The following is a 25,606-nucleotide window of genomic DNA, read 5'->3' on the forward strand; positions in this document are numbered from 1 at the left end:
TCCGCCATCGAGAAACCCAACAGAGACAAGCCCGATACAGGCTGCCCTCGATGCGCCTGTTCGGGTCCGTGCCCCACCGAGACCGTCGGTGAGGCTTTTCGAAGGAGTCAGGACACAGTGATCAAGCAGCTCGGATTCGTCGCCACCGCTCTCGCCGCCGGAATGGCGATCGTCGGCGGATCCGCCTCGGCGCAGGGCATCACCGTCGCGGGCCACGAGGTCGACCACAACGACCAGACCGGGCTCGCCAACGTGCAGAACCTCGACGCGGTCCACAACCTCAACCTCGTCGGCGGCGTGTGCGACAACAACGTCAACGTCCTCGGCGTCCAGGTCCCCGTCCGCGACGTCGCCGAAGGCATCGCCGTTCCCGTCCTCTCGCCGGGCCAGACCGAAGCAGAAGGTGCGACTCCGGACAACTGCGCGAGCGGCATCATCGGAGACGGCGGGACGGTTCAGGAGAACTGAGCGACCCCGAGACGAAGCCGCCGCGTGGACCTTCTCCGCGCGGCGGTTTCGTGCGTTCTGAGCCATGATCCAGCGGGCTGTGCAGGAGAAGCCAGGCTCTCGGCACGGTCCGAGTCACCTGGCCCCGCCCTCTCGCCGCCCCGATCGGCAACTGCTTTCGATCTTGCCAGAAGCGATATCCGCCGCCACCCGAGTCATCCGATCCGGGGCAAGTATCGCCCTCAGGCTGCCGGGACCGGTGCCGAGGTGATCACGGGCAGTGTGCCTGCCCCGGACAGCTGCGAAGGAATCGGACGATCGGAGCTCGCGAGAGCACGTTGTGCAGTCCGGGAGACCCGTCCGGCCACTCGATCGACAGGGCGACAGAGGAAGAATTATTGCCGTAGTCGCTCTCCGACAGTGTCCGGTCCCCGTTCACCGTGTTCACCAGGGTGTAGGTGCCCGACGGGACGTCGGTGATGTCGAGCCACTGAAAGTCGACGTCGTACTTGTAGTCATCGCCCGAGCCGACGGAGATGCCTTCGACGACGTCGAGTGCGTCCGGCTCGTGATGACGGCAATTGTTGGCGCGCAGGCGTTCGGCGAGCTTCGCGTCCGGTCCGGTCGTTCCCGGGACATGGGGAGGCTTGACCGCGTCGGCGATCGGGAAGCGATCACCGAGACAGAAACCGTTCTTGCGATCGGCGACGACGACTTCGCCCTGTTGTGAGACCAGCGTGAAGCGTTCGAAGTTCATCAGGTGCCAGTGCTGGTGTGCCATGGCCGGTTCGTAGTACGTGAAGGTGCGGGTGGGACGTTGGGCCGCGGCGTAGCTGTCCGGTATGGAGCCGTCTTTGGTGTTGCGTAAAGCCTGGCGGACGGACATGCGGTGCTGCGTCGTGTCCTGTCGCCGGCCGTAGAGCAGCAGTGGTCCATCGCCGATGTTCTCTTCGGAACTGGTGAAGCGGAGCCGTACGGCTTTCGCCGCCGTGGGGAGGACACAACGGCCGTTCGGCGCGGCCGGATCGATGACCATGCAGACATCCCAGTCGACGCAGCGCACAGGATCACCGGTTTGGCCGCCGGCGCAACCCGGAGGTGCTTGCCTGAGATCGGGAAGCAGGAGACTCGAAGACGCGTCGGAGCGGGGGACGGATGTCGTGGTGGCGGCCACGACGAGCACGGCCGCCAGCGTCAGGTACTTCTTGAACAAGTGAGAGGCCCGTTCTGTGCGCGGCCTGTCGGCCGCCCTGTTCGAGTGTGACTCTGTCTGGTCGACGCCGACGAGGGATCACACCATGGATTGACTGATTCCCTTTTCCGAAGGCTTCACCGAGTAGCGTTGCGGGTGCGAGCAACTGTCGAAAGGACATCGTATGTCTTCCCCCGTCGTGATGGTATGCGGTACTCGCCCGGAACTCATCAAGCTCTCGCCGTTGATGCGGTATTTCGGAGACGATTGCGCCATCGTCTACACCGGACAACACTACGACGATTCGCTGTACTCCCGGATCCGCTCGACTCTCGTGCCCTCGCGGCGTTTTCAGGAGCTGGGGATCGACAGCGTCAGCCGGGGCGGGCAATTGGGGCAAGCGGTGAGCGCGGTGGACGAAGCTTTGTCCGGCAACTCGCGACCCGTGGTGCTGGTCCAGGGTGATACCACTTCGGCGCTCGCCGGCGCGCTGGCCGCAAATGCCCGCGAGCTTCCCCTGGTCCATGTCGAGGCCGGACTGCGGAGCCACGATCGTGCGATGCCCGAGGAACACAATCGCGTGCTGATCGATCATCTCGCCGACCTCTGCTGCGCGCCGACGGAGCTCAATCTCAAGAACCTGTTGGCCGAGAATATTCCTCACGAGCGGATCGCGGTCACGGGCAACACCATTGTCGAAGCGCTGCAGACAACGCTCCCGAGCACACCGGAGCGACGCGCTCAGTTGTCCGTTCGAGGACTTCGCGGTGACGGCTATGTCCTCGCGACCTTGCATCGGCCGGAGAATGTCGACGACCCCGATCAGCTGGCACGGATCCTGCGTGAACTCGGCAGGTTGCCTTTGCCGGTCGTACTTCCTTTGCATCCCCGGACGAGCAAGAATGTGCGGGATTTCGGCTTGACCCGGCTCCTGGTCCCGCTGCTGGTAGTCGAACCCCAGTCCTACCCGGACTTTCTCTCGCTCGCCTCCGAGTCGGCGCTCATCGTGTCGGACTCCGGGGGTATCCAAGAGGAGGCCAGTGTGCTCAAACGTCCGGTGATCGTAGTGCGCCGGAGCACTGAGCGGCCCGAGATCAACGGTGCCTTCGGGGTCCTCGTGCCACCCGGTCCGAGGATCGGCGCGGAAGCCGCGATGTGGCTGAACGACGTGAAAGGGCATCGTGAGCGTCTTCGTCTCATACCTTCGCCGTATGGGGACGGAACGGCCTGCCGCCGGATCGCGGACGCGATCGAGACGATGCTCCCGCGGGAGAATGCGCTCACTGCGCCGGCTCACCGGCTTCTCGCCGACTGAGGGTGTCAAGGAGGTGGCTGGTCGCGCGGTTGGCGAGCTTGACGCTCGAATTCCAGCTCGTGACGTCCGGATACACGTGCGCTGTGGTCGCCGACAACAGGTTTGTGCCGTCCACCACGATGGGCGGCCGGGTGGTGGAGTATCCGAGAGGATGCACCGGTTCGACGAACGGTGCCTTGAACACCCGCGCCGACTCGACATCCTCCGGGCGCAGTTCGGGAAAGAGCTCTCTGAGCTGAAGGGTCCATCGCGCGGCGATACGGTCAGGCTCGCCACGGTAGAGGCGAGACGAACGGTCGGTATAGCGAATGACGTACACCAGGTGTGAGCCATCGTGTGCGTCGGTCCCGGTGAGCGCGGACATCTCGACCACGCCGTCGAATTCCGTCCCGCAGCGCAGGACGGGTGTCCAGTAATGACCGGTGAGCTTCCGGCGGAGGAAGAACACTCCGGCGACGACCCCCTGGTAACGCAGATCGCTCTGGGGCAGGCGTGATGCGAGCGCGTCGTCGGCGAGCAGCCGTAACTGGGGCAGCGGCACGGTCGACAGCACCTTCTCCGCCGCGAGTACTTCGCCGTCGCCCACGGTGAGGGAGCAGCCGTCGGCGGTGCTTCCGATCCGGCGAACGGGCGTGGAGAGGCGGATCGTCCCACCTGCCTCCTCGATCGACGTCCGCAGCGCGTCGATGATCGCCCGGTAGCCACCTTTCGGGTATCCGCGTGTCGCGACGTTGCGCTCGCGTCCCAGCCGTTGCCACAGGTACAAGGCAGGGACATCGCCGAAGGAGGCCCCGAACTTCGAGCCGAACATCGGGGCGAAGAGCTCTTCCCAGATGCGGTCGCCGTAGAGCCCGCGCAGCCAGTCCTCGGTGCGGAGTGTGTCGAGGTCCCGGCCGCTTCCCAGCCTTCGTAACAACAAAGACACCACCCCGAAGCGGACGCGCTCGTGAAAACGCAGCGGGGTGAACCTCAAGAGATCCAGCGGGGAATTGAATCGATGGCGTCGACCTTCGACGATCATGCCCATCGTCGTCTTCCGCCAGCGCACCGCGTCTTTCAGCCCGACCTCGTCCATCAGGCCCAGGAGTTCGTCGTCGGTCGGCATTAGGCAGTGGTAGAAGCGTTCCACGGCCTGGCCCCCGTGTGAGAAGAAGGAACCGAGACCGCCGAGTCGGTCACCGCCCTCCAGTACCGTCACCTGTAGCCCGTGCCGGGTGAGCCGGTGGGCCGCGGCCAGGCCGCAGATCCCGCCACCGATCACCACGACCTGTGCGGAGTGGGCGGTCATCGGGACATCACAGCTTCCGGTAGGGCGCCGGGCTGAGCCGGTCGCGGACGAGCAGTTTCAGGTACTGTCCGAGTGTTCGCCGGAGTTTCAGCTTGCTCGGCCCCTGTTTGCGGTCGTAGCGCAGGGCGAGCGGGATCTCCCGGATCACCGGCCGGCAGTGGCGGAGCTTGAGCAGTAGCTCCACCATGCACGCGAAACCTTGCTCTTCGATGAGCCGATCGCCCCAGTGCGCCGAGGCTCTCGCCAGCAGAGTGGCGCGATAGGCACGGTAGCCGCTGGTGAAGTCGTGGACGCCGTCGAGATCGAGGGCGCGCCGGAAGAGTTGAGCGGCTCCACGTGACAGCAACCGCCTGACAGGTGGCGCCGTCCGGTCGTCGCCGCCGGGCACGAACCGCGAACAGATGGCGACGTCCGCTCCCGCCATGATCTCTTCGCGCAGCAAGCGGATCAATCCTGGATCGTGAGTGTCGTCCGCGTCCATGACGACGATGATGTCGTCGTCACCGGCCTCCTCCAGTGCGGCGCGGAGGCCCGATTGCACGGCACGACCGAGACCCAGGTTGACGGTGTGCCGGACGACGCGTACGTCCAGGCCGCCGAAACCGGATTCGGCCAAAGCGGCGGACCGGTCGGACGAACCGTCGTCGACGACCCAGACCGTGAGTACCTCGGTAAGCGCTGTCTCGGACAGACGCTCCAATAGTGAGGGCAAGGACGATTCTTCGTTGAACGCGGGCAGGACGACGTGCGCCCGTCCGCCGGACGGCGGCCTTTCCCGGCCCGGTTCCGCTCTCGTGGCCAGAGCGGTCTCAATGGCTGCCACGTCTTCCCTTCGGCTTCCTGGAATTATCGCGCGGCGGTAAACCTCGGTTCGGCCGCGAGGTCATATTCGGCTATGTTGAGCCCTTTCTTTAGGGTCGCCCGAAGTCCCCCGAAAGGAGGGGTATCCCTGAAAACACAACGTGTTCATCGGTATCCCCTGATAGGTGGATTCACGGTGTTCGTCCGATCGGGGCCGCCTTGTGTCCAGCCCGGGAAAACGCGGCGGAACGAAGTGTTCTTGGTCCGATCGGCTGGTTTGTGGCGAAGGTGGAAAAAATCGTGATGACGAAATCGATGCCGAACGGCCGGGCCGCCGGTTCCTTCGCTGGAGACGGGCAGGGGCGCGGACGGTGACCGAGCTGAGGACTCCGCCGCGCTCCGAGGTACCTCGAACCCGGCGATATCACAGGCTTGCCCCCACGACACGGAAACGTCCGTTGCTCACGAGGGTCAACGCCGTCGTGGTGTTGCTCGTCGTGGTCGACATCGTGGCTTTGCTGGCCGCGGCACAGCTGGCCGGGACCACCTCGCTCGAGACGATCGAGGCCGGAGTCGCCCTGGCAGGCGCCCGTGTCGCCGGCCGGGTCCATCGACGACGGCTGTGGTTGTCCTGGCTGCAGGACCTGCCGCGCTCGGTCGCCGCGTCGGGGATCGCGTTCGTGATGATCAGCTGTCTCCTGATCGCGTCAGCTCCATCGCGATCGGGACTGACCTCGATCCAGTACCTGGTGATCGGCTTCGCCGTGCTGAGCGAATGCGGGCGTGCGTGGGTGTTCGCTTTCGGGCGATGGGGACGCAGACGATTCCGCCGCTGTGATCGCGCCATCGTGGTGGGCGCGGGTGCCAGCGGAGGCGACTTGATCCGCACCATGTTGCGCCATCCGGAATTCGGTCTCCTCCCGGTCGGGTTCGTCTCCTCCGGCGCTGACAGCGAGACTTCCCGGTTGCCGGTCGAGATCGTCCGTGACGGCTTGGCCGAGGCCATCGTCCGTCACGGTGCGGGCACGGTGGTACTGGCACACGCGGACGAGAGGGACAGTTCCGTCGTCGACGCGGCGATCACGGCACATCGGCTGGGGTGTCTCACCTTGGTCCTGCCGAGGCTGTTCGCGCTGTGCCCGGACCGGGGCGGGGTCGACCGGCTTCGAAGTTATCCGCTGATACGCCTGGCCGGGTCACCCACTCGCCGGCCGAGCTGGCTGATCAAGCGGGTGATCGAAACCACGCTGGCCGCCGTCACGCTCGTCGTCCTGGCTCCGGTCATCGCGCTGTGCGCGGCGGCGGTCTTGCTGGAGAGCGGGCTTCCGGTGATCTTCCGGCAAGTACGCGTAGGGGTGGATGGAAGAACCTTCGTCCTCTACAAGCTCCGCAGCGTCCGCCAGGACGCGGCCGACGATTCGGCGACGCGATGGTCGGTGGCCGGTGATCGCCGGGTCGGCCCGGTGGGCCGGTTCCTGCGAAGATCCTCTTTGGACGAATTGCCCCAGCTGTGGAACGTCGTACGCGGGGACATGACCCTGGTCGGTCCACGCCCGGAGCGCCCGGTTTTCGTCGAGGAGTTTTCCGCTGTCCACGATTTCTACCGGAACCGGCACCGGGTCCCGACCGGGCTGACCGGCCTCGCGCAGGTCCACGGCCTCCGCGGTGATACCTCGATCGCGGACCGAGCCCGCTACGACAACTACTACATCGCCAATTGGTCGCTCTGGCTCGATGTCAAGATCGTCATACTCACGGTGGGAGAACTGTTTTGCCGAAGGCAGCGTTGACATCCGCTCGCACGTTCGCGATCCGGCTCACCGCCGGATGTGTCGTCCTGGCCCTGGTCGCGGGATGCGTGGCCAGTTCCGCCGTCCAGGTGCCGGCGCCGCCACCGAGACCGCTGGCGCCGTGCGCCTGGTGGTACGGCATCGGGCAACCGCCGACGACGCACGAGCTCAAGGTCGCCGCGCAGCGCTACGCCGTAGTGGTGCTCAACGCCGATCAGACCTCGGCGATGCGGACGCTGCGCGAGCTGAATCCCCGGCTGAAGATCCTGGTGTACAAGGATCTGTCCAGCACTCGCAACTACCCGGGCGCGGTGGACGGTGGCGAGGACGCCAAGTTCCTGCCCAGCGGGATCGGTTACGTCGCCGCGCAGCGGGGACATCCCGAGTGGTTCGCCACCGACGTCCAGGGCCGGCGCATCGAGTGGAAGGGTTATCCGAAACACTGGCAGATGACTGTGTGGGACAAGACTTATCAGCAGGCTTGGACTTCCGCGGTCGTGGCCGAGGTGACCAGGGAGGGCTGGGACGGGATCCTGGCCGACAACGACTTCAACTCACTGAGCCACTACTCGGCGGCGGTCCTCGCCGGCACCGCGTCCGAGGCCGAGACCGATCGGAAGCTGCGCGACGGCCTGGACGCGTTTCTCTCGCTGATCGGTGAAGCGGCGCAGAAGGCGGGCAAGCTGTTCGTGCCGAACGTGTCGGAGACCCATCTGCAGCCCGGCAGGTGGACGGCCCATTCCCGGTTCGGTGGCGCCATGGAGGAGAATTTCGGCTTCCGGGAGAACGGTGGTACCGGCGGCCTGCTCACCTTCCGGGGCAACGAATTCCAGGAGCTCCGGGCACAGGCGGCACTCGGCGAGTCGATGTTGCTGCTCGTCACCCGTACCCGGTCCGCGCAGGAGGATCGGGCGGGCTACGCCAGTGCGGCGTTGCTGGCGGGCCCGCGGACGTGCTGGACCCCTGCCACCACCGACGATTATCGCGACCCCGAATGGTCCGCCCTGCAGGGCAGCGATCTGGGCGAGGCGGTCGACGCCGCCGGCCGTCAACCGAACGGGGTGTGGACCCGGACGTTCACCAGAGGGTGGGTGGCGGTGAACCCCACCTCGGCCACCCAGACCGTGACACCTCCCGCGGGGCTTGTGGCGGCGGGCAGCCCGGCACCACGGCCTCCGAAATCCTCGGTGCCGGCCTCACCCTCCTCCTCGACGCCGGTGACGTCCATCGAGCTGGCGGCCGCCGACGCGGTGGTGATGGTCAAGCCGGAGTAGCACGCCGTCCTGACGCGAGAGTCGCGTACAGATCGAGATGACGTCGCGCGCAGATGTCCGGCGCGAACCGCTGCCTGGCCCGCTCCGCGAGGAGGGTGCCGGTCCGAGCGGGATCAGGGTCGGCGAAGAGCGTGCGCAAGCGGTCGGCGAGAGCGGGCACATCCCCCGGGGGAACCAGGCCGGTGGGGCCGAGCATGTCGGCCACACCTCCGGTATCGGTGGCGACGACGGGTTTTCCCGCCGTCATCGCCTCCGCGACGACCAGCGGTTGCTGCTCCATGGTCGAGGGCACCACGAGTGCGTCCGCTGCCGCCATCAGCGACGGCACGTCCGGACGGAAGCCCAGAAACGAGACTCTTCCGTTCAGCGGGGCCACCTGCGCGGCGCTCTCCGCCACGGCTCGTTGTGGTCCGTCGCCGACCACGGTCAGCGTGGCGGCGGGCGGCAGGACACCGGGGTAGGACAACGCCGCGAGCAGATCCAGGATTCCCTTGCGTTCCACCAGAACCCCAACGAAGATCAAGTGCCGTACCGGTCCCCTCGGCGGAAGCGCCGCGGCGGGTTCGACGCAGTTGTCGATCCTCGTCAGGCGGTCCGCCGGGACGCGTAACCGCCGGCGAAGGAACCACTCCATGGCCTCGGCGGGCACGACCGTGCGATCGAGCATTCTCGCGACCACGGAGTCACCCGCCAGGACCGCCCTGGTGTAGGCGGAAGGCCCCGGGGCCGCGGTTCCGCCACGAAACCACGGCTCGGTGACGTCATCCGGAACGCCGTGGTAAGTCTGGACCAGAGCCGGACGGTCGGCGGCAGGAGAACGCAGCCCCGCCAGGACGAGTCCCGCACGGCGATCCTGAGCGTGCACCACATCCGGACGCCAGCTCCGGATCGTCGCCCGCGCCTGGCTCGCGGCGAAGAGGTTCCGCTTGCTCGCGACGAGCAGATGCTCGTGATCCCCGTCGAGCAGGTCCGCTCCTCGCGCGGGCCTGGGGCCGAAAACCCGGACGTCGAGGCCCGCTTCGCGCAGCGTGGCAGCGAGACGCACGGTGACGTCCACCGGCCCGCCGCGGTCCTGGGTCAGAAGATAGGCGATACGGTTCACCGGATTCGCTCCGTGTACTTGAGTTTGTCGACGAGGGCCGTCACCTGGTCGCTCATCCGGCTCCGGTCGAAGGACAGTTCGGCACGATGCCGGCCGCGTGCGCCTTCGAGTCGCGCCAGTTCCGGGTCCGCGAGGCGAGTGGCCACCGCCTCCGCGAGCCGTGCGAGGTCACCCGCCGGGAGCACGACACCCGCGTCGGCGACACTCTGGCGTATCCCACCGACGTCGAACGCGACCACCGGCCGTGCGCACGCCATGGCTTCCAAAGGCACGAGCGCCATCCCCTCGGCGCGTGAGGGAAGCACGACGACGTCCGCGGCGGTGTAGAACGCGGCGGCGTCTTCGGTATGTCCGTGCCACCGGATCGATCCGTGCGCCGCCACCGGATGGCTCTCGCGCCAGAGTGCGCCCATCGGACCGTCACCGGCGAAGACGAGCCGTGCGTCCGGTACCCGCCGGAGCACATCCGGCCAAGCCGTGAGCAACTGATCCTGTCCCTTGAGCTCGGCCAGCCTACCGAGACAGACAGCGATCGGAGCCTGCTCGGGCAACCCGAGCCGCCGTCGTGCCGTGACCCGGTCTCCGGGTACGAACCGCGCCGTGTCGACGCCATTGCAGACGACCTCCGCGGCCGCGGAGATACCCGTCCTCCGGCCGACGTCGAGTTCGTCATCGCTGACGCAGACCACGAGGTCGGTCCACCGGCAGGCGAACCGTTCCCAACCGGCCGACGCCCGTCTCAACGGTCCACGCACGGTCTCGAACGACCACAGATGCGGCTGGAACAGGGTAGGCAGGCGACCGCGGACCGCCAGCCGACCGGCCAGCCCCGCCTTCGAACTGTGCAGGTGCACCACGTCGGCCTCCAGACCGGCGAGGAGACGGCGCAGTCTCAGCGTTTCCGCGGCCACCCGGAGGCCGGGGGAGCGGCTCGCGGCCCAGCCCCGCACCTCGATGCCTTGTAGGCGGGCCTGCTCGGCGAGCCAGCCCGACGGTGGGCAGACCACGGTCACCGACCAGCCCTGGTCCCGCTGCGCCATCGCGAGATCGAGGACGATCACCGCGACCCCCGCGGTCACCGGCTGCGAGACGTGCACGACCTTCACCGCGCCCTCCCTCGCCGAAAGGCGGCCAGCTCGTCGCGCTGAACGAGCATGGTGGCGCCGACATAACCCACGACCAGCACCGCTCCTTCGCCGAGCGTGCCGACCGGCGAGTCCGCCGGACCGAGCCAGCCCGCGTAGGCCAGGAGCACGGCGGGCAGCGCGCCGAGCAGACAGGCACCCAGTAGCCGGGCGGCGATTTTGGCCAGCTCGGGGGCCGGGGGTGCCACGTCGAGCGAGGACAGCACACGCCACGTGATCGGGACCATCAGCCAGGCCGTGACGAGTTGGACCGCGGCCACCGTCTCGATACCGAGCCGGGCCCAGAGCGCCAACCCTGCCACGAGCAGAGCCAAGTGCGCGCTTTCGAGCGCCAGGTACCGGCGAGCGTGGCCGGTCGCCTTCACCGCCTGGTACCAGATCTGCAACAGGCAGATCCCCAGCCCATATCCCGCCAACAGGATCAGTGGGCCCGCGGCGTCCGCCCACCGCGCACCCAGCACCACGACATGGCCGGAAAGCACGATCAGCATGAGATACAGCCCGCAAGCGACAACCAGGACCGCGCGGGTGAAGCGCGTGACCACACCGCCGAGCGAGCCGCCTTCCCTGCGTATCCGGGTGAAAACCGGGAAAGCCACCGCGCCCAGGACGACCGCCACCATGATGTAGGGCACCCATGCCAGCCGATACGCCAATGAGTAGACACCGACCGCGTCCGGCCCGTGCAGTCGCCCGACGGTCAGGTAATCGAGGTTGACCAGGAGCGCGCCGACGACGGCCGCGGGGCCCACGACCGCGGCCCAGCTCAGGACCTCCGTCGCCGCCTCGGGGTCCCAGCCCGGCCGGACACCACCGCCCACGAGCGCGCCGAGAAGTGGCTGGGCGACCGCCGTGCAGACGAGCCCGATCACCAGGGAAGCCGGACCGATCCCGGCGATGGCGAGCACGACCGTCAAGGCCGCGCCCACGACCGCGGCGCCGCCGTCGGGCACCAGCCGGCGACGGAAGTCCAGCTTGCGATGCAGCAGGCCCATCTGGACACCACCGGCGGCGGAGAAGGGCAGGCTCACCGCGGCCAGCCGGACCAGTCCGGCGGCGTCCGGAACACCCAGTACCGCAGTGATCGGATCCGCGGTGGCGGCGAGGACGAGGGCCAGTACCAGCCCCACGCCCACACTCAGGGTCAGCACGGTGCCCGCCAGCCGGCGCGGATCCCGTTCGGTACGGCCGATCACGTCGTAGACACCGATCGACTGCACCACCTGGCCGAGGTTGACCAGAGACACCGCCAACGCCACGACACCCAGTTGTCCCTCGGTCAGCAGAGCCGCCAGGACGAGTGTCACCAGCATCTGACTGCTCTTGCTGATCAGGTTGACCATGCCGAGCCACAGCGAGCCCCGGACCGCTTTCGTTCCCAGATCGCTCATCGGACGCTCAGGGCGGTGAGTCGCGGCGCGGCTCGCGTCCCGGTCGACCGGAGAGCCGCCGCGACGGCCAAGATCCACGCGAGGACCACGGCGGCCCCGTCGATCGTGACAGCCGTTCGTGAGCCGAACAGCGACATCACCGTCGAGTCCACCGTGTACAGATGGAGGAACGGCACCGCCAAGGCCGCGACCGCGAAGGCGGCCGTTCTCCAACCGGCACCGGTCCGGTAGTGCCACCACGACACGGTCACCGCGGCCATCGCGGGCACCGCGATCAGCACGTCTCCTGGCTGATGTACGACACAGGTCACCACGGCCAGACAGGTGAGCAGGTCGGCCATCGGCTCCGCCGCCGGCTGGTCCAGCCGTCGCAACAGCCGCACGGTCGTGACCAGTACGCCTGCCAGCGCCGCCGGCTCGATGCCGGGCGGAGCCCAGCCGGTGACGCGGAAGAACACGGCCGCGATGTCGATGCGTTGAGAAGTAAAAGAATCCACCGCTCCGTAACCGGTGGACCGGGCGTGGGTGAGGTTCGCGACCACGACGTCGAGAAAGGCACCGATCCCCCCGGTCCGGAGCACCAGCAGCACCACGATCGGCAGGCTCGCCATGGCCGCGACAGCGGTCCCCGTCAGCGCCACCCGCCGCGAGCCCCGCGCGAACAGCAGGACCGCCAGCGGGAAACCGTACTGTGGTTTGAGCCAGGCGAGAGCGAGTGCCGCCGCCGCCCATCCCGGCCGGTCCCGCCGCGCCAGCAGAGCCCCCGCCGCGCCGAGCGCGATCAGCGGGTTGACCTGGCCGACGTACAGCTGAGCCTTGCCGACCTGACTGATGACCAGCAGTGCCGCGACCACCGCGGTGGTGACGGTGAGGGAAACGGGCACGACCCGCCGGACCGCGTGCGCGGCCAGGATCGCGAGCGCGATCAGCAGCAGCAGCGACAACACCGCGAAGGCCACCGCGCCCACCCGGTAACCGGGTAGCGCGAACGGTGAGTGAAGAAGGAGATGGTAAGGCTGGTAGAGGTTGAAGTCCTGGCGTACCGGCCAGTGCGCGAACATGGCGGCGGGATCGTAGGGATTGCCACCGCCGAGGAACTCCTTGATCGGGAAGTACAGTGCGTCACGGAAGTCCTGCAACCGCACTTCGGCGGGGTCGGCCGGTGCTTGCCACGACGGCTTCAGCGCGTGCCACGCACCAAGCGAGCCGGCAAAGACCGCGAGCAGCAGTGCGACACGGTGCCTCGCGCTCATGCCAGGACCACCGCGAGCAACACGGCGTCGGGAGGAAGCACACTCGCCGTCGCGACGAGTTCGTCGTACCGATGCCGTCCGGCCACGATCACCACCGAGGAGCCGCCTGCCGGAGCATCCGACGGGAGCGTGGCCGCCAGCTTGGCGGCCGGTTCGGTGAACTCGGGGCCCGCCGGGAGCACACGCGGTGGCTCGCCCGCCGCCAGGCCGAGGACGGCCAGCCGATCGGCGACCGACGGATCCTCGCTCCGCAGGACGGTCACCGTACGGTGGATTCCGGCGGAAGCCAGCGCACGGCGCACAGCTCCTGCTCCGTGGCGAGGTCCTGACGGCCTCAACCGGCGGATGGCGATCGTCGCGAGGCCGGCGGCCACGGCGGCGATCAGGGCCAGCCCTGACACCAAGGGGGTGTCCGGGGCTGTCGTCACCACGTCGGGGCGCGGGTCCAAGGTCCGTAGCCGTCCGGCTGTTCCCAGCAGATTCGCGTCGATCATCGCCTGGCCCAGGGCCGATGCCGTGGTGCGCGCCCGGTCCGCTGACGGTGCGCGCACCGAGAGACGCGCCAAGCCGGACGCGGGCACCAGTTCCACCGTGACCCGCTCCCGGAGTTCTTCCGGCGCGAACCCGGAGATCGGAGCGGCGGCCAACAGCACCGACGGACTGCGGGCGAGTTCGACCAGTGCGGGCAGGGTCAAGGTGACGACTTCGCCGTAGTTCGCCGGCGAGCCCTCCGTCTGCCCGACCGGCTCGGCCAGCAGGCTCACCCGCCCTTGGAACTGCTCGCCGCGCGACAATCCCAGCAACAACACCAGGGAGCCGGCCAGCAGGCCCGCGACGACACCGAAGACCGCGGTACGCGGAAGCTTGGCCAAAAAGGTGTTCACCGCTTGCCCTCCAGAGCGAGACCGAGCACTTCGTCGTAGGCCTTCATCAGCGTGTGCGGGTCGTATTCGTGCCGGATGGTCCGAAGGCCATCGGCTCCGACGGAGGCCCGCGCGACCGGGTCGTGCAGCAGGGTCGCCAAAGCGTCCGCGACGGCGCCCGGGTCGCCGGGCGGGACGAGCAAGCCGCCGCCACCGGACAGCAAGTCGCCGACGCCCCCGACATCCGTCGCGATCACCGGTCGCGCGGCGGCCATCGATTCCAGCACGGCCAGCGGCAGGCCCTCCCAGTCGCTGGTGAGCACCGTGAGGTCGGCGGCTTCGATCAGGTCGGGAATGTCCTTGCGGGTACCGAGGAACCGGACCCGGCCGGCCAGGTTGTCGCCGCGGGACTCGAGTTCCTCGCGCAGGCTTCCGTCCCCGGCCAGCCAAAGCACCGCGTCGGCCGAGAGGCGGGACCAGGCGTCCAGCAGTACGTCGTGACGCTTCTGTGGCTCCAGCCGGGCGAGGCACAGCGCGACAGGAGTTCCGTCCGGGACACCGAGCGAAGCACGGATCTCCCGTCGGCCGAACGCCGCACGCCGTGCGAACACGGCGTTCCGGATCACGACAGGCTCGCTCAGACCTGCCTCGGTCAGCTGGGCCGCTGAAGCGGGTGACACGGCGAGGAGGAGATCGGACGTTCGCTCCAGAATCCGCGCGGCCATGGGGAGATCACTGTCGGCGACGCCGTGGAAGACGGTCACCAACGGCCGCCGCCGTCCCGGGACGAGAGCGAGCCTGGCGATCAGGCTCGCGCCGACATTGTGCGCCAGCACGACATCGGGGCGAAACCGGGATACCGCGCCGCGCAAGGTCCACGCCGATCGCAATGCCCCCATCCTGCTGCGAAGCGCGAGCGGGACAGGAAAGGTCGCCACCCCCTCGGCGGCCAGGGCGTCGGCGCGGAAGCCACCGCCACTGGCGACCGCGGACGTCCATCCGTACTCGCCGCCGTGGGACGCCATACCCGCTACGAGGGTTTCAGCCCCGCCCGCGCCCATCTCGCTGATCACGTGCAGGACACGCATCGGCATGACTTCCCTTCACTGTGTTCCCGGAACCCGGTCGCGACGGCGAGTGCCACCAGCGACCACAACGGCAGGTAGTACTGCTCGGACAGGAACATCGACATGACCAGAACAGCCACCAGCGATGCCTGGATCACGACCGCCTCGGTCCGGGCGGCCGGGGTCGCGCTCCTGACGGTCCGCTCGCTCGTCGTGAAGGCGACGCCGATCATCGCGATGAACAGCGTGAGACCTGGCAGGCCCAGTTCGGCGGCGACTTCGAAATACATGTTGTGCGCCACCGGGGTCTGCTCATCGATCTCCGCGTTGTGCGACGCGGCGGCGTAGGCTTCCCGGAATCCGCCGGGGCCCACGCCCAGCACCGGGTCGGCGGCCACCATCCTGGCCGCGGCCTCCCAGCGCAGTTCGCGAGTGTCCACATTGGACGCGGCGATGAAGCTCTTCTCCTGAATCGCGCGCGTGAGCTGCGGCCCGGCGAAGAGCAGTGCTCCCGAGCACAGCACGACGACGGCCATAGCGGCCCCGGCGAACACACGCCAGGGCAGGACACGGCGCAGGGAGAGCCACGCGGCCGCCACGAGCAGGCCGAGCGCGCCACCCCGGGAGAAGGTCGCGAGCGCGGCCGTCACCAACACGCCTCCGGCGGCGAAGACCGCGCCCCGCCACTTCCAGGTCTCTCGGCGGACGATGAAGAGCGGGGGAATCGCCGCGACGAGGAAGTAGGCGAGGTCGTTCGGATCCGGTTGCGGGCCGCTGGCGCGTGAGTGTCCGTCGAGGAGCAGGCCGCACAGTGCGCCGACCCCGGCCAGCACGGCGCCGACAGACATGGCGACCAGCAGCCCTCGAATCGACATCTCGTGGCCGGCGACGTCCGCGAGTACCGCGGCGAGCACGAGGAAGGGCAACCAGCGCAGAGTGTAGGCCGCCGTGAAGGTACCCGGCGAGTGAACAGCCGCGGAGGTCGCCACCACCACGGCGAGCAACGCCAGTACCGCGTGCAGAAGGGTCCAACGAGGAGCCCGCCGCTCCCGGAACAGGGTCGCCAGCCACGCGACGATCAGCAGCGACGGCGCGACTTTGCCGAGGTGTCCTTGTATGTCAGTCAGATAACCTTCGACCGGTGCCAGCGCCACGGTGGCGTAGGCGAGTGTCCGGAGCACTTCCTTACCCGCCCGCCGCCAGCCTGGTGGAGGGACGGAGGCGCCGGATTTCGGTTCGGCGAACATACTCCCCGGTCCCCACGATGTCGAAATGCTCACGCATAGTTCGCAGAACCCATGCCAGCCAAGCGACTTTCCGCTCACCTGGCGTGGCCATGCCAGGGAAGAACTCCATGCCCGGCGCCTCGGTGCCGCCGAGGACGTCGGTGGGGTGCAGCAACAGGGACGGCGCGACGCCGCGGGCGAGACAAAGCTTGAGAGCTGTCCGAAAGTAGGCGCGGGCAAGCTTCGGAGACATCCCATAGAGCTGGAGCAGGTAGGAGCCGTGGATCGGGGTGCGCAGCAAAGGCATCGTCGTCACCGGCAGCTCCACGAGGCGGCTGCCGCCGGGTGTCGTCCAGTGGTAGGGGTGCACCGGTGCCAGTACGCGTGCGAATCCGCCGAACAGCTCGTCCCGCCCATGGTTGTCCGCGCGCGGCGCGGTCCGGTTGTGGTAGGCGCGTGCCAGCGGTCCTACCCAGGTCGGCAGTGTGCTGGCGTCGTAGGTGTACCCCCGTTCGCACAGGACCTCGACGAGATCGTGGGACATGCTGAAACCGGGGCCGCGGAAGCCGAGGGGGTGCGGTGCACCGGCCGTGACGACCGCCTCGTCGGTGAGGCGCAGTTCCTCTTCGAGGCGATCGCGTGGGTAGCGATGCAACCAGGGCTCGTGGCCGAAGGAATGGTTGGCGATTTCGTGGCCCGCCGCGGCGATCTCGTTGACCGCTTTGGCACCGTCTTCACGTACGACGTCGGTGCCGACCACGAACACAGTGGTCGTCAGGCCATGCTCGCCGAAGATCTCGAGGAGACGCGGTACGGCCGACGGCAGGAAGCTCGGATGACGGCGCCACTCGGAATCACCGTGGGTCTTGAGGTAGGCCCACAGGTTGTCGAGATCGATCGAGACACTCCCGAGAGGCCGCGCGCTCATACGGCCGCCTCCGCCACCGGGGGCGTCGTCGACGTGGCGCGGGCTTGAGCGCCGAGCACCAGCACCCCGATCACGACAGCGGTCAGCCCGAACGCGACCCACGGCCCGCTTCCGCCGGCCACGCGATCGTCCAGAACGGTCAGACCCGCGACGGAGGCCAGCACGATCGTCGTGGCGTCCGCCGTCGCCACGACCGCCGTGGCCAAGCCGCGTTGCAGCGCGACGGCCATGCAAGCCTGGCCGAGTACGGCGGCGATCACCATCAGCCAGGTCAGCGGGTTTCCCGGCAGCGAAGCGAGGTTCAGGTGCGCCAACACCCGGCTGGTGATCGCCACCACCGCGAACGCGACCCCGGAAAGGATGGCGGGAAGAAAGAACGTCTCCGTACGGCCTACCCGGATCATCGCGACCGCGACTATCAGCAGTACACCTGTCAAGGAAACAAGGGTGGCGGGTGACAAGTCCGTGGAGACCGAAACCGCCGACGATCCGGCGAGAGCGATCAGGCCACTGGCCATCAAAGCCAGCATCCACCCTTCGACAACCCGTATCCGCCATCTCAGGACAAGGACACCGAAGACAGTGGCCAGTCCGATCGCCGACGACGACGCGGCCTGCACCAGATAGAGAGGCAATGACTCACGAGCGAAGAACGCGAGTGCGAAACCCCCTGCCTGACCGGCGAATCCCAGCAGGAAAAGCCAGTCTGTCACCAACCTGGCGAGCAGACCGAGACCCGCACCGTGCCGACGTCCCGCCCGCTGGGCTGCGACGCTTTGCGCGACTATCCCCATCGCATAAAGCACGGCGGAACAGGCAAGCGTTCCGTAAGCGACCACGAACGGCTCCTCACCCCATGTCGGACCAAGCCGGGATTCGGCCGCGTCACACTGGTTCGCCGGAAGAGTAGGACGACAGCGATGTAGTCACGTTCGAAGGACTGTGACGGCACTTTTGTGACCGTAAGAAACTTTATCGCGTCGGCATTTGTGGTCCGGAAGTGTTCGTCTCGTCATCGCGCACGGCGCCAGTGAGCACGGAGCGTCACGCCGCATCGGCACTTCCGCTCAGATCTTCCCGTGGACAGCGGAAAACAAGCCGAAGGACGGGTAGTGCGAGGCATCGACAGACGGTGCCTTGGCCACGCGTTGACTCTTTCGAGCTACAAAAAGGTCGGTCAGGGCAGGTTTGACACCACCCGATGATGGCACCCGATGGAAATACGCTCAGGCCTTCTGTAGCTTTTGCGCCGCGGCCCGTGACCAAACTCTGGGTATCCGTGTGAAATATCGTCAATCGAGGAGTATCAAATGCTGAAGAAGATCGGCTTCGTCACCGCCGCGATGGCGGCCGGTGCGTTCCTGACCGGCGGGATCGCGTCCGCCGGCACCCCGGCCGACGAAGGTCACGACCACCACGGCCACGACATCAGTGGACAGGTCGGGCTGGTCAACCTGAACAACATCGACGCGCTGCACAACGTGAACGGCACGCTGGGCCTGTGCGGCAACGACGTGAACGTCCTGGGTGTGCAGGTCCCGATCCGTCAGTCGCTGAACGGGATCGGTGTGCCGGTGCTTTCGCCGGGTGCGCACGAGGCCGAAGGCAACTCGCCGTACAACTGCGCCTCCGGTGGCGTGCTCGACGGCGGTACGTCGCAGAACAACTGAGTCTCGGTTCCCGCCGGATGGTCGGGAACCAAGCGTACGGTCGGCAATCGGCGACCAGCATCCACGTGACGTGCCCGGTGTGTGCCGCGAAAGAGCGGCGCCGCACCGGGCACGTCACTGGTTTTCCGTCGGACCGGGCGGTTGCTCTTCTCGGTCGGTAAGTCGCCTCGATCAGGCCGGGTACGGCAACGGGAATCGGGACGATGAGACGGGACACGTGCGCGGAGCGCGCATCACTCGCGTCCTGGTCGGCAAGTCGGCCCACGCTCGGAGCCTGAGAGGCCCTGGAGTCTTTCGGTATCGCACACCCGGCGGATTGCTTCCTGCCAGATCGACAGGAATCTCCGAGGTACAAGTGCTCGATGAAGGGCGGGTGAGACCGGCTTGAGGCCTCGGCTTCAGAGCCGATCTCACCCACGCCCGCGACATGACGAAGACAAGTTGATGCCTTAACGCGAAGACCAAGTGTGAACTATTTCGCGTTCTGGCCAGAATCAGTTGTCTTGGATCGATCCACCGCTGACGATACCGCCTGCCGCACAGTTCTGGGGAGACTGGCCACTCGCCTGGTTCTGGCCCGGCGACAGGATCGGGATGCCGATACCGTTGAGCGAGTTGTTGACAGGCACCTGGACTCCGAGCACGTTGACGGCGTTGCCGCACAGGCCCAGGGTCGCGTTGACGTTGTGCAGGAGGTCGAGATTGTTGAGATTGACCAGTCCCACCTGACCGAAGTGATCCGAATCGTGGTGGTGCCCGTCCGGCGTGTCAGCGGAGGCGACGCCGCCGCCCAGTAACGCGCCGGCTGCGATGGCGGCCGCGACGATGCCGATCCTCTTGAGCATGAGTTCTCCTCGATTGGCGAATGCGTCGGATACTCGGGACGGCGGTGAATCTTGTTTGTCCCGCGAAATGCGAATCTACTGTCAAGACATCCCGCTTGCCGATATCTTCCCCTATCGGGTGGGTACCGTGGGCCGCTGACCGGCAGCTGTATGACCCGAACGGGGCTCGTGTCCTGTGTGCTACGACGGCCATCATGAGAAATGTGCTCCGGGACAGGACGGCGCGCTGTGCCTGCTCCGCTGGATCGGACTCGGCGATCAGCGCGTACCAAATCCATCGGCTTATTCAGGGCTGTCCAGTTGCTCAGGGACCGTCGCGCGAGCCTGCTCGATGGATCGAGACGTCGATTCGACCGTTATGGCCTGACATGTTTCCGCGGGGGCGAGTTTGAGAGCCCTCGGGTTTCTTTGTTCACGCCTCAGGTTGCCACCCGCGTCGAAGTGTAACTATACCTGGGCTTGATGCGATGTAGCCGCAGGCGGAAGCGAGGTGGCATGTCGTCAAGGGTACTTCGGCTGAGTCCGAGTCAAGCTGTCTGGATCTGTTCGGCACTTCTGTTCTTCATCGCCGCAGGTGTTCAGGTGTTCATCGTCATGGCTGCCGAAGTCGGGTGGCCATGGTGGACCGCGGGTGCCTTCGGTTTGTCAGGTATCGGCTGTTGTTTCCTGGCGGGTGCGCGGCAGACGTGATCCATGATCGACCAGGGCGTCACCGGTCGGCGGACTTAACGGATGCTTCAGTGCGTGCGCTTCCAACGGTCTTTTCGATGTGGTGGGTTTATGAGATCTCGCCATGAAGGCTCGCCACCCCATGGGTACCTCGGCCGCAGGATATGACCTTTGACGGTTTCACCTGGTCGGACTACTGACAGGATCGGCGGTTTCTATCGCGTGAATCCTTGTTCGGTCCGATCTACTTGCGGGACAAGCATCCGTCGGTGAGTCTGGTGGTTCTCCGGCGCTCCATAGCGAGCGGACCGACATAAAGCTGTGAACGGACTTCGACTCGTGGGGAGGACGTGATGGTGAACTGCCTCGTTCTGGAGGGGCGGCGTGAAGCGAGAGAGCGGATGGCCAGACTTATGGCTGGTGCCCCGATGGTCGCGCGAGTCGAGCAGGCCGCGACTCCGCTCGAGCTGCTCTCGAAACTTGAAAGCTCCCCGGCGGCGTTGGTTCTTCTCAGCGCGCGCCTGCCGGAGGAAGACCTCTGGGAGACAGTACGGGAGATCTCACTCCGCGGTAGTGCCGGGATCATCGTGTTCGGTTCGCCGGAGTGGGCATCGTCCGGGGCGGCCGCAATTTTCGCAGGCGCCGACGGATTCTTCTCCTGGGAGGCGGGAGCGGTACGAGCCGCTGGTCATGGCTCGATGGGTACCCCGCCGGTGCCCTCGCCACGGCGTGCTCTGGACGAGCAACCTCCCTTGTCGCGGCGCGAAATCGAAGTTCTGCGGCGGATGAGCCTGGGGATGACCAACGGAGAGATCGGCAATGAGATGCATCTGTCCGAGGACACGATCAAGACGCATGCCCAACGGATGTTTCGCAAGCTTCGAGTCAGCGATCGCGCTCATGCGGTGATGCAAGGATTTCGTCAGAACTTGCTCGACTGAAACTGGTATCGGCGACTGCCGAAGCGAAACCCCCATTGGTGTCGAGTACCAAGCCCCTGCCCTGGGCGGTCGAAAACTGAGGTACACACGCACGGGGCAAGTCAAAAGAGTCCTGTCGATCCCGGGGTACACACGGGCAGGTCGATCTCGGCGAAAGTAGGACTCCGTGACCAATCCAGGTGAACAACGTCCGACAAGCGATGCCGATCCTCGCGATCGGACACCAGGGGCACGAGCCCAGCGCCCTCATGGTCTGCGTCGTGCTGGTGCGACGGAAGCCGTGGGGAGCCGGGCTGGGAAGAACCATGGCTGGATCTGGGCGATTCTGGTGGCGTTGGTCGTCGCGGCCGTCCTCATCCTGATCCTTACGCGATGCGGCACTGGCCAGGGAACGGACGCGAATCGGCGGCCTGACGGTGCCGCTCCGCCCGCCACCGCTTCTCTGCCAGTTCGTTCGCCGGGGGAAGTCGGCGAACCGGTACGAGGTCTGGCCGGGACGCAGGGCCGGCTGTCGGTCGATGGCCGAGGTGTCTTCCCGCTCCCCCAGGGAGAACTCACCTCCTTGGTCGGCAAGCCGGTATCGGGTACCGCGGTTGCGGTCCAGTCGGTACCGGGCCCGGAGGGCTTCTGGATCGGGGAGAGCGCCGGCCAGCGCATGTGGGTGAAGCTCCTGCCCGCCGGTGAGTCGCCTGCGGGATTCAGGGCGGGACAGCTGCTCGACCTGGATGGTGTCGTCGTTGCCAATGGAGACGATTTCGCCGCTCAGGAGGGTGTCAACGCGGCCAACGGCGCCGTTCAGCTCGACGCACAGAAGGCGCACATCGAACTGCCACGTGATCAGCCGCGTGTCGTCGGCAACCGCTGACGCTGTCGTGACCACCCGTCGTATTCCCTTCGAAAGGACTCATTCCATGTCTCGTTCCGTGAACCCAGAGGATCTCGCCGGTCTTACGGTGATCAGCAAGGAAGGTGAGAAGATCGGTTCAATCGGCTCGATCTATCTCGCGGACGACACCGGCACCCCCGAGTGGGCGACGGTGAAGACCGGTCTGTTCGGTCACAAGGAGAGTTTCGTCCCGCTGCGTGACGCAGAAGTGCGCGGCGACGAGGTGACTGTTCCGGTAGCCAAGAGCAAGGTTTCGGAAGCACCCCGCGTCGATGCCGACGGTCACCTCTCGACGGAAGAAAGTCAGAACCTTTACAGGTACTACGGCCTGGACATCAGCATGCCGGAGGGCGACGGGAACACGAAGGGCCGCGGGCATGACGGCGGCGATGGCACCATCACACGCTCGGAAGAGCGGCTTCGCGTGGGTACGGAACCGGTCGAAACCGGGCGTGTCCGTCTTCGTAAGTACATCGTGACCGAGGAACAGCAGGTTCGGGTTCCGGTTCGACACGAGGAGGTGCGTGTCGAACGGGAACCGATCACGGATGGGCGGCCAGGCGATCATCGGGTGGAGGAAGCCGAGCACGAGGTGACCCTGCATGCCGAGAAGCCCGTGGTCAGGACCGAAACCGTGCCGGTGGAGAAAGTCACTCTGGGCAAACGCACGGTGTCCGAGGAGGAGACCGTGACCGGCAAGGTCCGCAAGGAGCAAATCGAGGTCACCGACCCATCCGTCGAACGTCGGAGGTAGCACGGTGCCGCTTTCGGCGCCGAGAGAACTCCGCCGGACGCGGCCGAGGGTCTCGAGCAAGAGGATTCGGGCCGAGACGGCACCGAACGGGTATAGCCCGGGTGCAGAGGGATGCCAGCGAGCGCGAGCCGCTGGCATCCCGGCTCCATCCTGTCTACAAGACACCCGGAGGACCAGGATGAGTGAAACGCCATGATCGTGGGCGGTTCACGCGGCGGTGCGGCGCATGGTTGGCCTGATCATGCCGGACGAGGTTGAGTCCGGCCGCGGCCGGTACATGGTGTTCGGCTCGGTGCGGGCTTACAACTTCGCTGTCCCGCAGGCGCCGATGCCGTCGAGCGTCGTAGGCCGCAACCTCCTGCGGAGCTTCACCTCTGCCGGCGCAGGGTTACTCGACGACCTGACCATGACCGGGACGAAGATGACGCTGGATTTCCTGCCGGGCGGTGCCCCGGATGACGACGAGCCGGAGCGCCTCGGTGCGGTGGTCGCGAGTCGATGGGGTAACGAGCCTTACCTCGTTCTCGCCATGGACGTTCCGCTACGGGCGGCATGGAACGTCGTGGTTCGGCACCGGCCCGTGACACTCTCTGCCGTAGAAGGCCTGCTGAGGCGAACGCGGCGATCGGACTGACGCACCCCAGCGGGTTCGGTCCTGATCGTGCGGATCGTCGGCACTCGCGAGCGCGGCACCGACCGGCCGATCGACCGGGCCACCTGCTTGATCCGGGCTACACCTCGAAGGACCGGATTCGCCGGCATCGAGTCACCGCGGAAGGCAGCCAACGTGTGCGTCTGTGCCTGAGGTCGATCATCGAGCACCCGAAGAGACCAGACGGTTAGATCGCTCGCTTACCACGTAAACCGAAAAGAACACTCCGTGCGTCGAGCTTTTTCGTTGCCGGGCGGCGAGTTTGCCATGATCTCGTGGGTAGGTCACCTGGTCCGCCCTGGAGGCCGCGATCGAGTTGATCACTGTGTGTGTTGTATCGCGCGGGGAGGCGGCGAATCGAGTCAGCCATTAGCGGTATTTCGCTACATGGAAAGGCAAGTATCATCGAGAGTTTGAGCTTCGGGAAATAGGCACTCGTCAGAACGGTTTTGCTCTCGCACCCTTCTTCTCGGCTAGGTCCGTCGCTAGCCTGTCGGTCGGGAAAGTCTGCTCGCCAACGCAAACCTCTGGTGTGTGTGATCGCGGGACAGTTGTGGCGAGGGGGTGATAAAGGCTGGCAGTCGGCTCGCCATGTGATCGCTACATCGCATACCGGATGATGTGACGTTGGCTGCGGTACCCCGTCCGCTGCTGATCGGTCGAAACCATCGCTGGAGGTCGGCAGCCGCTGACGATGGTGCGCGCTGCTTCTCGCGTTCGCATACGTCTTCTTGATCAACCTGGTTTTCCTCCGGGTTTGATGTTCGCTATGATGGTCACCGGTTCAAACAAGAGCCGTGGAGGTACGGACCAATCTGTGAGTCCGCCCACTGGCCGTTCTCCTTTTCCTTTTCAAGGTCGACCACCCGTCGGCAACCGAGGCCCATGTATTGGGCGGGAGAGAATTGAGCGATAAACCCATGGTCGCACCCTTGGGTGCGGCCTTCACTTCGAACATGATCTGCACGAGCGGGGACCGTCTTATCCATCCGGCGGACCGGAACAACGATCTGGCTCGTATTGTCGTGCGCTGGGCCCGTATGTGGGTCCCAGACACATGGCCTGCTCGTCGGTACTTCACCTCTCTGGGCATCGGCGACGATGAAAACCCTTGCTACGCCGACAAAGAAGTCGAAGGTTGGCTGCTGGTGCAGCCTTGGCCGGAGTCTCTTGCCTGGCGTGTGCGATCAGGAGACATCGACATCGCGACCGCGCTGACGGCGGAAGCCGAGGCCTGGCCGGAACGGTAGAGCCGGCAAAGAGCTCTGCTCTCTGACGAGCAGGGCTCTTTGTTGTGCCCGGATTCTTCGGATATACAGAGCGCTCATGGTTGATTTCGATGTCAATGCCGTACTGAACAAAATGGTCGATTCAACCCGATCGGATCAATCCGGTCAAGGTCAGCGGCTTGCGCCGGGCACACGATGGTGGTCTGGTCTGGATGGGAACCGATAATCTTCCGTACATTTCTTGATGGAGACGAGGGCACGCCTCTGTCTCATTCGATGTGATCGCGATCGGGGAGCGCTTGTCTTGAAGAAGATCGGGTTCGTGGCGGCGGACACGCCCGGCTATGGTCACGACCACAGCGGTCAGGTGGGGCTGGTCAACTCGAACAACATCGACGTACTGCACGACGTCAACGGCACGTTTGGCCTGTGCGACAACGAAATCAACGTTCTCGGCGTGCAGTTGCCCGTTCGGAACTCCCTCAATGGCGTCGGCGTCCCGATCCTTTCTCCGGGTCACCACGAGGCCAGTGGCGTACCTCCGCGCAACTGCGCGGCGGGCGTGGTGTCCGACGGCGGATCGCTCCAGAACAACTGATACTTCCTGTTCTGGCCGGCTGAACGGTGCACGGAAGCCGACCAGGACGGGGTCGACGATTCGTCCAGAGGTCGTGGGATCTTTGAATCGTGGAGAGAGGCCGCACTCCTGCTCCACCTTCGAGACCACTGCGGTCATTGGCGACGTCGGCACGGGTAGGGCTGGCCATCAAGCCGTATCAGGGTCAGCCCTACCCGGAAGAAAAGACGCATCGTGAAGGTGACACCCAACGGCGACACGGGGCACTGGGTAACGTGGTTGTGCAAACCGCCGCTTTCAG

24 protein-coding genes are annotated in these 25,606 nt (G+C 66.3%); 11 read left to right on the top strand and 13 right to left on the bottom strand.

The genetic code is table 11. The features are described from left to right. Positions 1–117 precede the first annotated feature (117 nt). A complete protein-coding gene (locus tag CFP71_RS14885) occupies positions 118–468 on the top strand; it encodes a hypothetical protein (protein WP_093934443.1) in 351 nt (116 codons plus the stop codon). 250 nt (positions 469–718) lie between these two features. Here the strand turns inward: CFP71_RS14885 and CFP71_RS14890 are convergent, their stop codons facing one another. Next, positions 719–1,483 carry a lysyl oxidase family protein gene (locus tag CFP71_RS14890; RefSeq protein ID WP_244199681.1) on the bottom strand — a complete coding sequence of 255 codons (765 nt, stop codon included), beginning with the start codon at positions 1,481–1,483 and terminating at the stop codon, positions 719–721. 340 nt (positions 1,484–1,823) lie between these two features. Here CFP71_RS14890 and wecB point away from each other — a divergent pair, with 340 nt between their 5' ends. Beyond that, positions 1,824–2,954: a non-hydrolyzing UDP-N-acetylglucosamine 2-epimerase gene (gene wecB, locus CFP71_RS14895; RefSeq protein ID WP_093934445.1), complete on the top strand. Its 1,131-nt coding sequence runs from the start codon at positions 1,824–1,826 to the stop codon at positions 2,952–2,954. Here the strand turns inward: wecB and CFP71_RS14900 are convergent. Beyond that, complete coding sequence (locus tag CFP71_RS14900) at positions 2,920–4,242, bottom strand: NAD(P)/FAD-dependent oxidoreductase (RefSeq protein WP_093934446.1); 1,323 nt, start codon at positions 4,240–4,242, stop codon at positions 2,920–2,922. The genes wecB and CFP71_RS14900 overlap by 35 nt on opposite strands. A 7-nt stretch (positions 4,243–4,249) precedes the next feature. Next, on the bottom strand, positions 4,250–5,065 hold the full coding sequence (locus CFP71_RS14905) for a glycosyltransferase (RefSeq protein WP_093934447.1): 816 nt from the start codon (positions 5,063–5,065) through the stop codon (positions 4,250–4,252). A gap of 436 nt (positions 5,066–5,501) precedes the next feature. Here CFP71_RS14905 and CFP71_RS14910 point away from each other — a divergent pair, with 436 nt between their 5' ends. Together CFP71_RS14910 and CFP71_RS14915 are read left to right on the top strand one after the other, a co-directional pair. After that, positions 5,502–6,833 carry a sugar transferase gene (locus CFP71_RS14910; protein ID WP_244199682.1) on the top strand — a complete coding sequence of 444 codons (1,332 nt, stop codon included), beginning with the start codon at positions 5,502–5,504 and terminating at the stop codon, positions 6,831–6,833. Then, the gene (locus CFP71_RS14915) at positions 6,830–8,107 is read left to right on the top strand and encodes a putative glycoside hydrolase family 15 protein (RefSeq protein ID WP_244199683.1); all 1,278 of its coding nucleotides are present in this window, start codon (positions 6,830–6,832) and stop codon (positions 8,105–8,107) included. Before CFP71_RS14910 ends, CFP71_RS14915 begins: the two co-directional genes overlap by 4 nt. Here CFP71_RS14915 and CFP71_RS14920 read toward each other — a convergent pair. From CFP71_RS14920 to CFP71_RS14960, 9 genes are read right to left on the bottom strand one after another with little or no spacing between them, the layout of a single operon-like run. Then, entirely contained in the window at positions 8,094–9,209 is a 1,116-nt protein-coding gene (locus CFP71_RS14920; protein WP_093934450.1) for a glycosyltransferase family 4 protein, read from the bottom strand. The two genes, CFP71_RS14915 and CFP71_RS14920, sit on opposite strands and share 14 nt — an antisense overlap. Then, on the bottom strand, positions 9,206–10,315 hold the full coding sequence (locus tag CFP71_RS14925; protein ID WP_093934451.1) for a glycosyltransferase: 1,110 nt from the start codon (positions 10,313–10,315) through the stop codon (positions 9,206–9,208). The genes CFP71_RS14920 and CFP71_RS14925 overlap by 4 nt, the downstream gene beginning before the upstream one ends. Then, positions 10,312–11,745 carry an oligosaccharide flippase family protein gene (locus CFP71_RS14930; RefSeq protein ID WP_093934452.1) on the bottom strand — a complete coding sequence of 478 codons (1,434 nt, stop codon included), beginning with the start codon at positions 11,743–11,745 and terminating at the stop codon, positions 10,312–10,314. Before CFP71_RS14930 ends, CFP71_RS14925 begins: the two co-directional genes overlap by 4 nt. Continuing rightward, positions 11,742–12,998, bottom strand: coding sequence for a glycosyltransferase 87 family protein (locus CFP71_RS14935; protein WP_093934453.1), 1,257 nt, complete (start codon positions 12,996–12,998; stop codon positions 11,742–11,744). The genes CFP71_RS14930 and CFP71_RS14935 overlap by 4 nt, the downstream gene beginning before the upstream one ends. Next, on the bottom strand, positions 12,995–13,882 hold the full coding sequence (locus tag CFP71_RS14940; RefSeq protein WP_244199684.1) for a YveK family protein: 888 nt from the start codon (positions 13,880–13,882) through the stop codon (positions 12,995–12,997). The genes CFP71_RS14935 and CFP71_RS14940 overlap by 4 nt, the downstream gene beginning before the upstream one ends. After that, positions 13,879–14,955 (bottom strand): glycosyltransferase, encoded by a 1,077-nt coding sequence (locus tag CFP71_RS14945; RefSeq protein ID WP_244199685.1) that lies wholly within the window; start codon positions 14,953–14,955, stop codon positions 13,879–13,881. The genes CFP71_RS14940 and CFP71_RS14945 overlap by 4 nt, the downstream gene beginning before the upstream one ends. Next, positions 14,931–16,109, bottom strand: a complete 1,179-nt coding sequence (locus CFP71_RS14950) for an O-antigen ligase family protein (protein ID WP_244199686.1) — start codon at positions 16,107–16,109, stop codon at positions 14,931–14,933. Before CFP71_RS14950 ends, CFP71_RS14945 begins: the two co-directional genes overlap by 25 nt. 4 nt (positions 16,110–16,113) lie before the next feature. Then, positions 16,114–17,082 (bottom strand): polysaccharide deacetylase family protein, encoded by a 969-nt coding sequence (locus CFP71_RS14955; RefSeq protein ID WP_093934455.1) that lies wholly within the window; start codon positions 17,080–17,082, stop codon positions 16,114–16,116. Next, positions 17,079–17,921 (bottom strand): DMT family protein, encoded by an 843-nt coding sequence (locus tag CFP71_RS14960; protein WP_244199687.1) that lies wholly within the window; start codon positions 17,919–17,921, stop codon positions 17,079–17,081. Before CFP71_RS14960 ends, CFP71_RS14955 begins: the two co-directional genes overlap by 4 nt. A gap of 471 nt (positions 17,922–18,392) precedes the next feature. On the opposite strand from CFP71_RS14960, the gene CFP71_RS14965 reads away from it, so the two are divergent. Then, entirely contained in the window at positions 18,393–18,752 is a 360-nt protein-coding gene (locus CFP71_RS14965) for a hypothetical protein (RefSeq protein ID WP_093934457.1), read from the top strand. 494 nt (positions 18,753–19,246) lie between these two features. On the opposite strand, the gene CFP71_RS14970 is transcribed toward CFP71_RS14965, so the two are convergent. Continuing rightward, positions 19,247–19,597, bottom strand: coding sequence for a hypothetical protein (locus CFP71_RS14970; protein WP_093934458.1), 351 nt, complete (start codon positions 19,595–19,597; stop codon positions 19,247–19,249). 1,022 nt (positions 19,598–20,619) lie between these two features. On the opposite strand from CFP71_RS14970, the gene CFP71_RS45530 reads away from it, so the two are divergent. From CFP71_RS45530 to CFP71_RS15000, 6 genes are all read left to right on the top strand, one after another. Beyond that, the gene (locus CFP71_RS45530; RefSeq protein ID WP_093934459.1) at positions 20,620–21,207 is read left to right on the top strand and encodes a helix-turn-helix transcriptional regulator; all 588 of its coding nucleotides are present in this window, start codon (positions 20,620–20,622) and stop codon (positions 21,205–21,207) included. A gap of 562 nt (positions 21,208–21,769) precedes the next feature. Next, positions 21,770–22,072, top strand: coding sequence for a hypothetical protein (locus CFP71_RS14980; RefSeq protein WP_093934460.1), 303 nt, complete (start codon positions 21,770–21,772; stop codon positions 22,070–22,072). Positions 22,073–22,118: 46 nt separating this feature from the next. Then, a complete protein-coding gene (locus tag CFP71_RS14985; protein ID WP_093934461.1) occupies positions 22,119–22,847 on the top strand; it encodes a DUF2382 domain-containing protein in 729 nt (242 codons plus the stop codon). A gap of 226 nt (positions 22,848–23,073) precedes the next feature. Continuing rightward, positions 23,074–23,481, top strand: a complete 408-nt coding sequence (locus CFP71_RS14990) for a hypothetical protein (RefSeq protein WP_244199688.1) — start codon at positions 23,074–23,076, stop codon at positions 23,479–23,481. 923 nt (positions 23,482–24,404) lie between these two features. Next, on the top strand, positions 24,405–24,749 hold the full coding sequence (locus CFP71_RS14995) for a hypothetical protein (RefSeq protein WP_093934462.1): 345 nt from the start codon (positions 24,405–24,407) through the stop codon (positions 24,747–24,749). 223 nt (positions 24,750–24,972) lie between these two features. Then, positions 24,973–25,326: a hypothetical protein gene (locus CFP71_RS15000; protein WP_425266617.1), complete on the top strand. Its 354-nt coding sequence runs from the start codon at positions 24,973–24,975 to the stop codon at positions 25,324–25,326. Positions 25,327–25,606: the final 280 nt, after the last annotated feature.

The sequence above is a fragment of the Amycolatopsis thailandensis genome, from assembly GCF_002234405.1.
Classification (GTDB): domain Bacteria; phylum Actinomycetota; class Actinomycetes; order Mycobacteriales; family Pseudonocardiaceae; genus Amycolatopsis; species Amycolatopsis thailandensis.

What these genes read in the sequence shown, in the direction of transcription:
- CFP71_RS15000 (WP_425266617.1), top strand. Translation starts at nt 24,973, where the DNA reads ATGGAGACGAGGGCACGCCTCTGTCTCATTCGATGTGATCGCGATCGG.
- CFP71_RS14990 (WP_244199688.1), top strand. Translation starts at nt 23,074, where the DNA reads ATGGTTGGCCTGATCATGCCGGACGAGGTTGAGTCCGGCCGCGGCCGG.
- CFP71_RS45530 (WP_093934459.1), top strand. Translation starts at nt 20,620, where the DNA reads ATGGTGAACTGCCTCGTTCTGGAGGGGCGGCGTGAAGCGAGAGAGCGG.
- CFP71_RS14935 (WP_093934453.1), bottom strand. Translation starts at nt 12,998, where the DNA reads ATGAGCGCGAGGCACCGTGTCGCACTGCTGCTCGCGGTCTTTGCCGGC.
- CFP71_RS14890 (WP_244199681.1), bottom strand. Translation starts at nt 1,483, where the DNA reads ATGGTCATCGATCCGGCCGCGCCGAACGGCCGTTGTGTCCTCCCCACG.
- wecB (WP_093934445.1), top strand. Translation starts at nt 1,824, where the DNA reads ATGTCTTCCCCCGTCGTGATGGTATGCGGTACTCGCCCGGAACTCATC.
- CFP71_RS14900 (WP_093934446.1), bottom strand. Translation starts at nt 4,242, where the DNA reads ATGACCGCCCACTCCGCACAGGTCGTGGTGATCGGTGGCGGGATCTGC.
- CFP71_RS14930 (WP_093934452.1), bottom strand. Translation starts at nt 11,745, where the DNA reads ATGAGCGATCTGGGAACGAAAGCGGTCCGGGGCTCGCTGTGGCTCGGC.
- CFP71_RS14945 (WP_244199685.1), bottom strand. Translation starts at nt 14,955, where the DNA reads ATGCCGATGCGTGTCCTGCACGTGATCAGCGAGATGGGCGCGGGCGGG.
- CFP71_RS14985 (WP_093934461.1), top strand. Translation starts at nt 22,119, where the DNA reads ATGTCTCGTTCCGTGAACCCAGAGGATCTCGCCGGTCTTACGGTGATC.
- CFP71_RS14970 (WP_093934458.1), bottom strand. Translation starts at nt 19,597, where the DNA reads ATGCTCAAGAGGATCGGCATCGTCGCGGCCGCCATCGCAGCCGGCGCG.
- CFP71_RS14955 (WP_093934455.1), bottom strand. Translation starts at nt 17,082, where the DNA reads ATGAGCGCGCGGCCTCTCGGGAGTGTCTCGATCGATCTCGACAACCTG.
- CFP71_RS14965 (WP_093934457.1), top strand. Translation starts at nt 18,393, where the DNA reads ATGCTGAAGAAGATCGGCTTCGTCACCGCCGCGATGGCGGCCGGTGCG.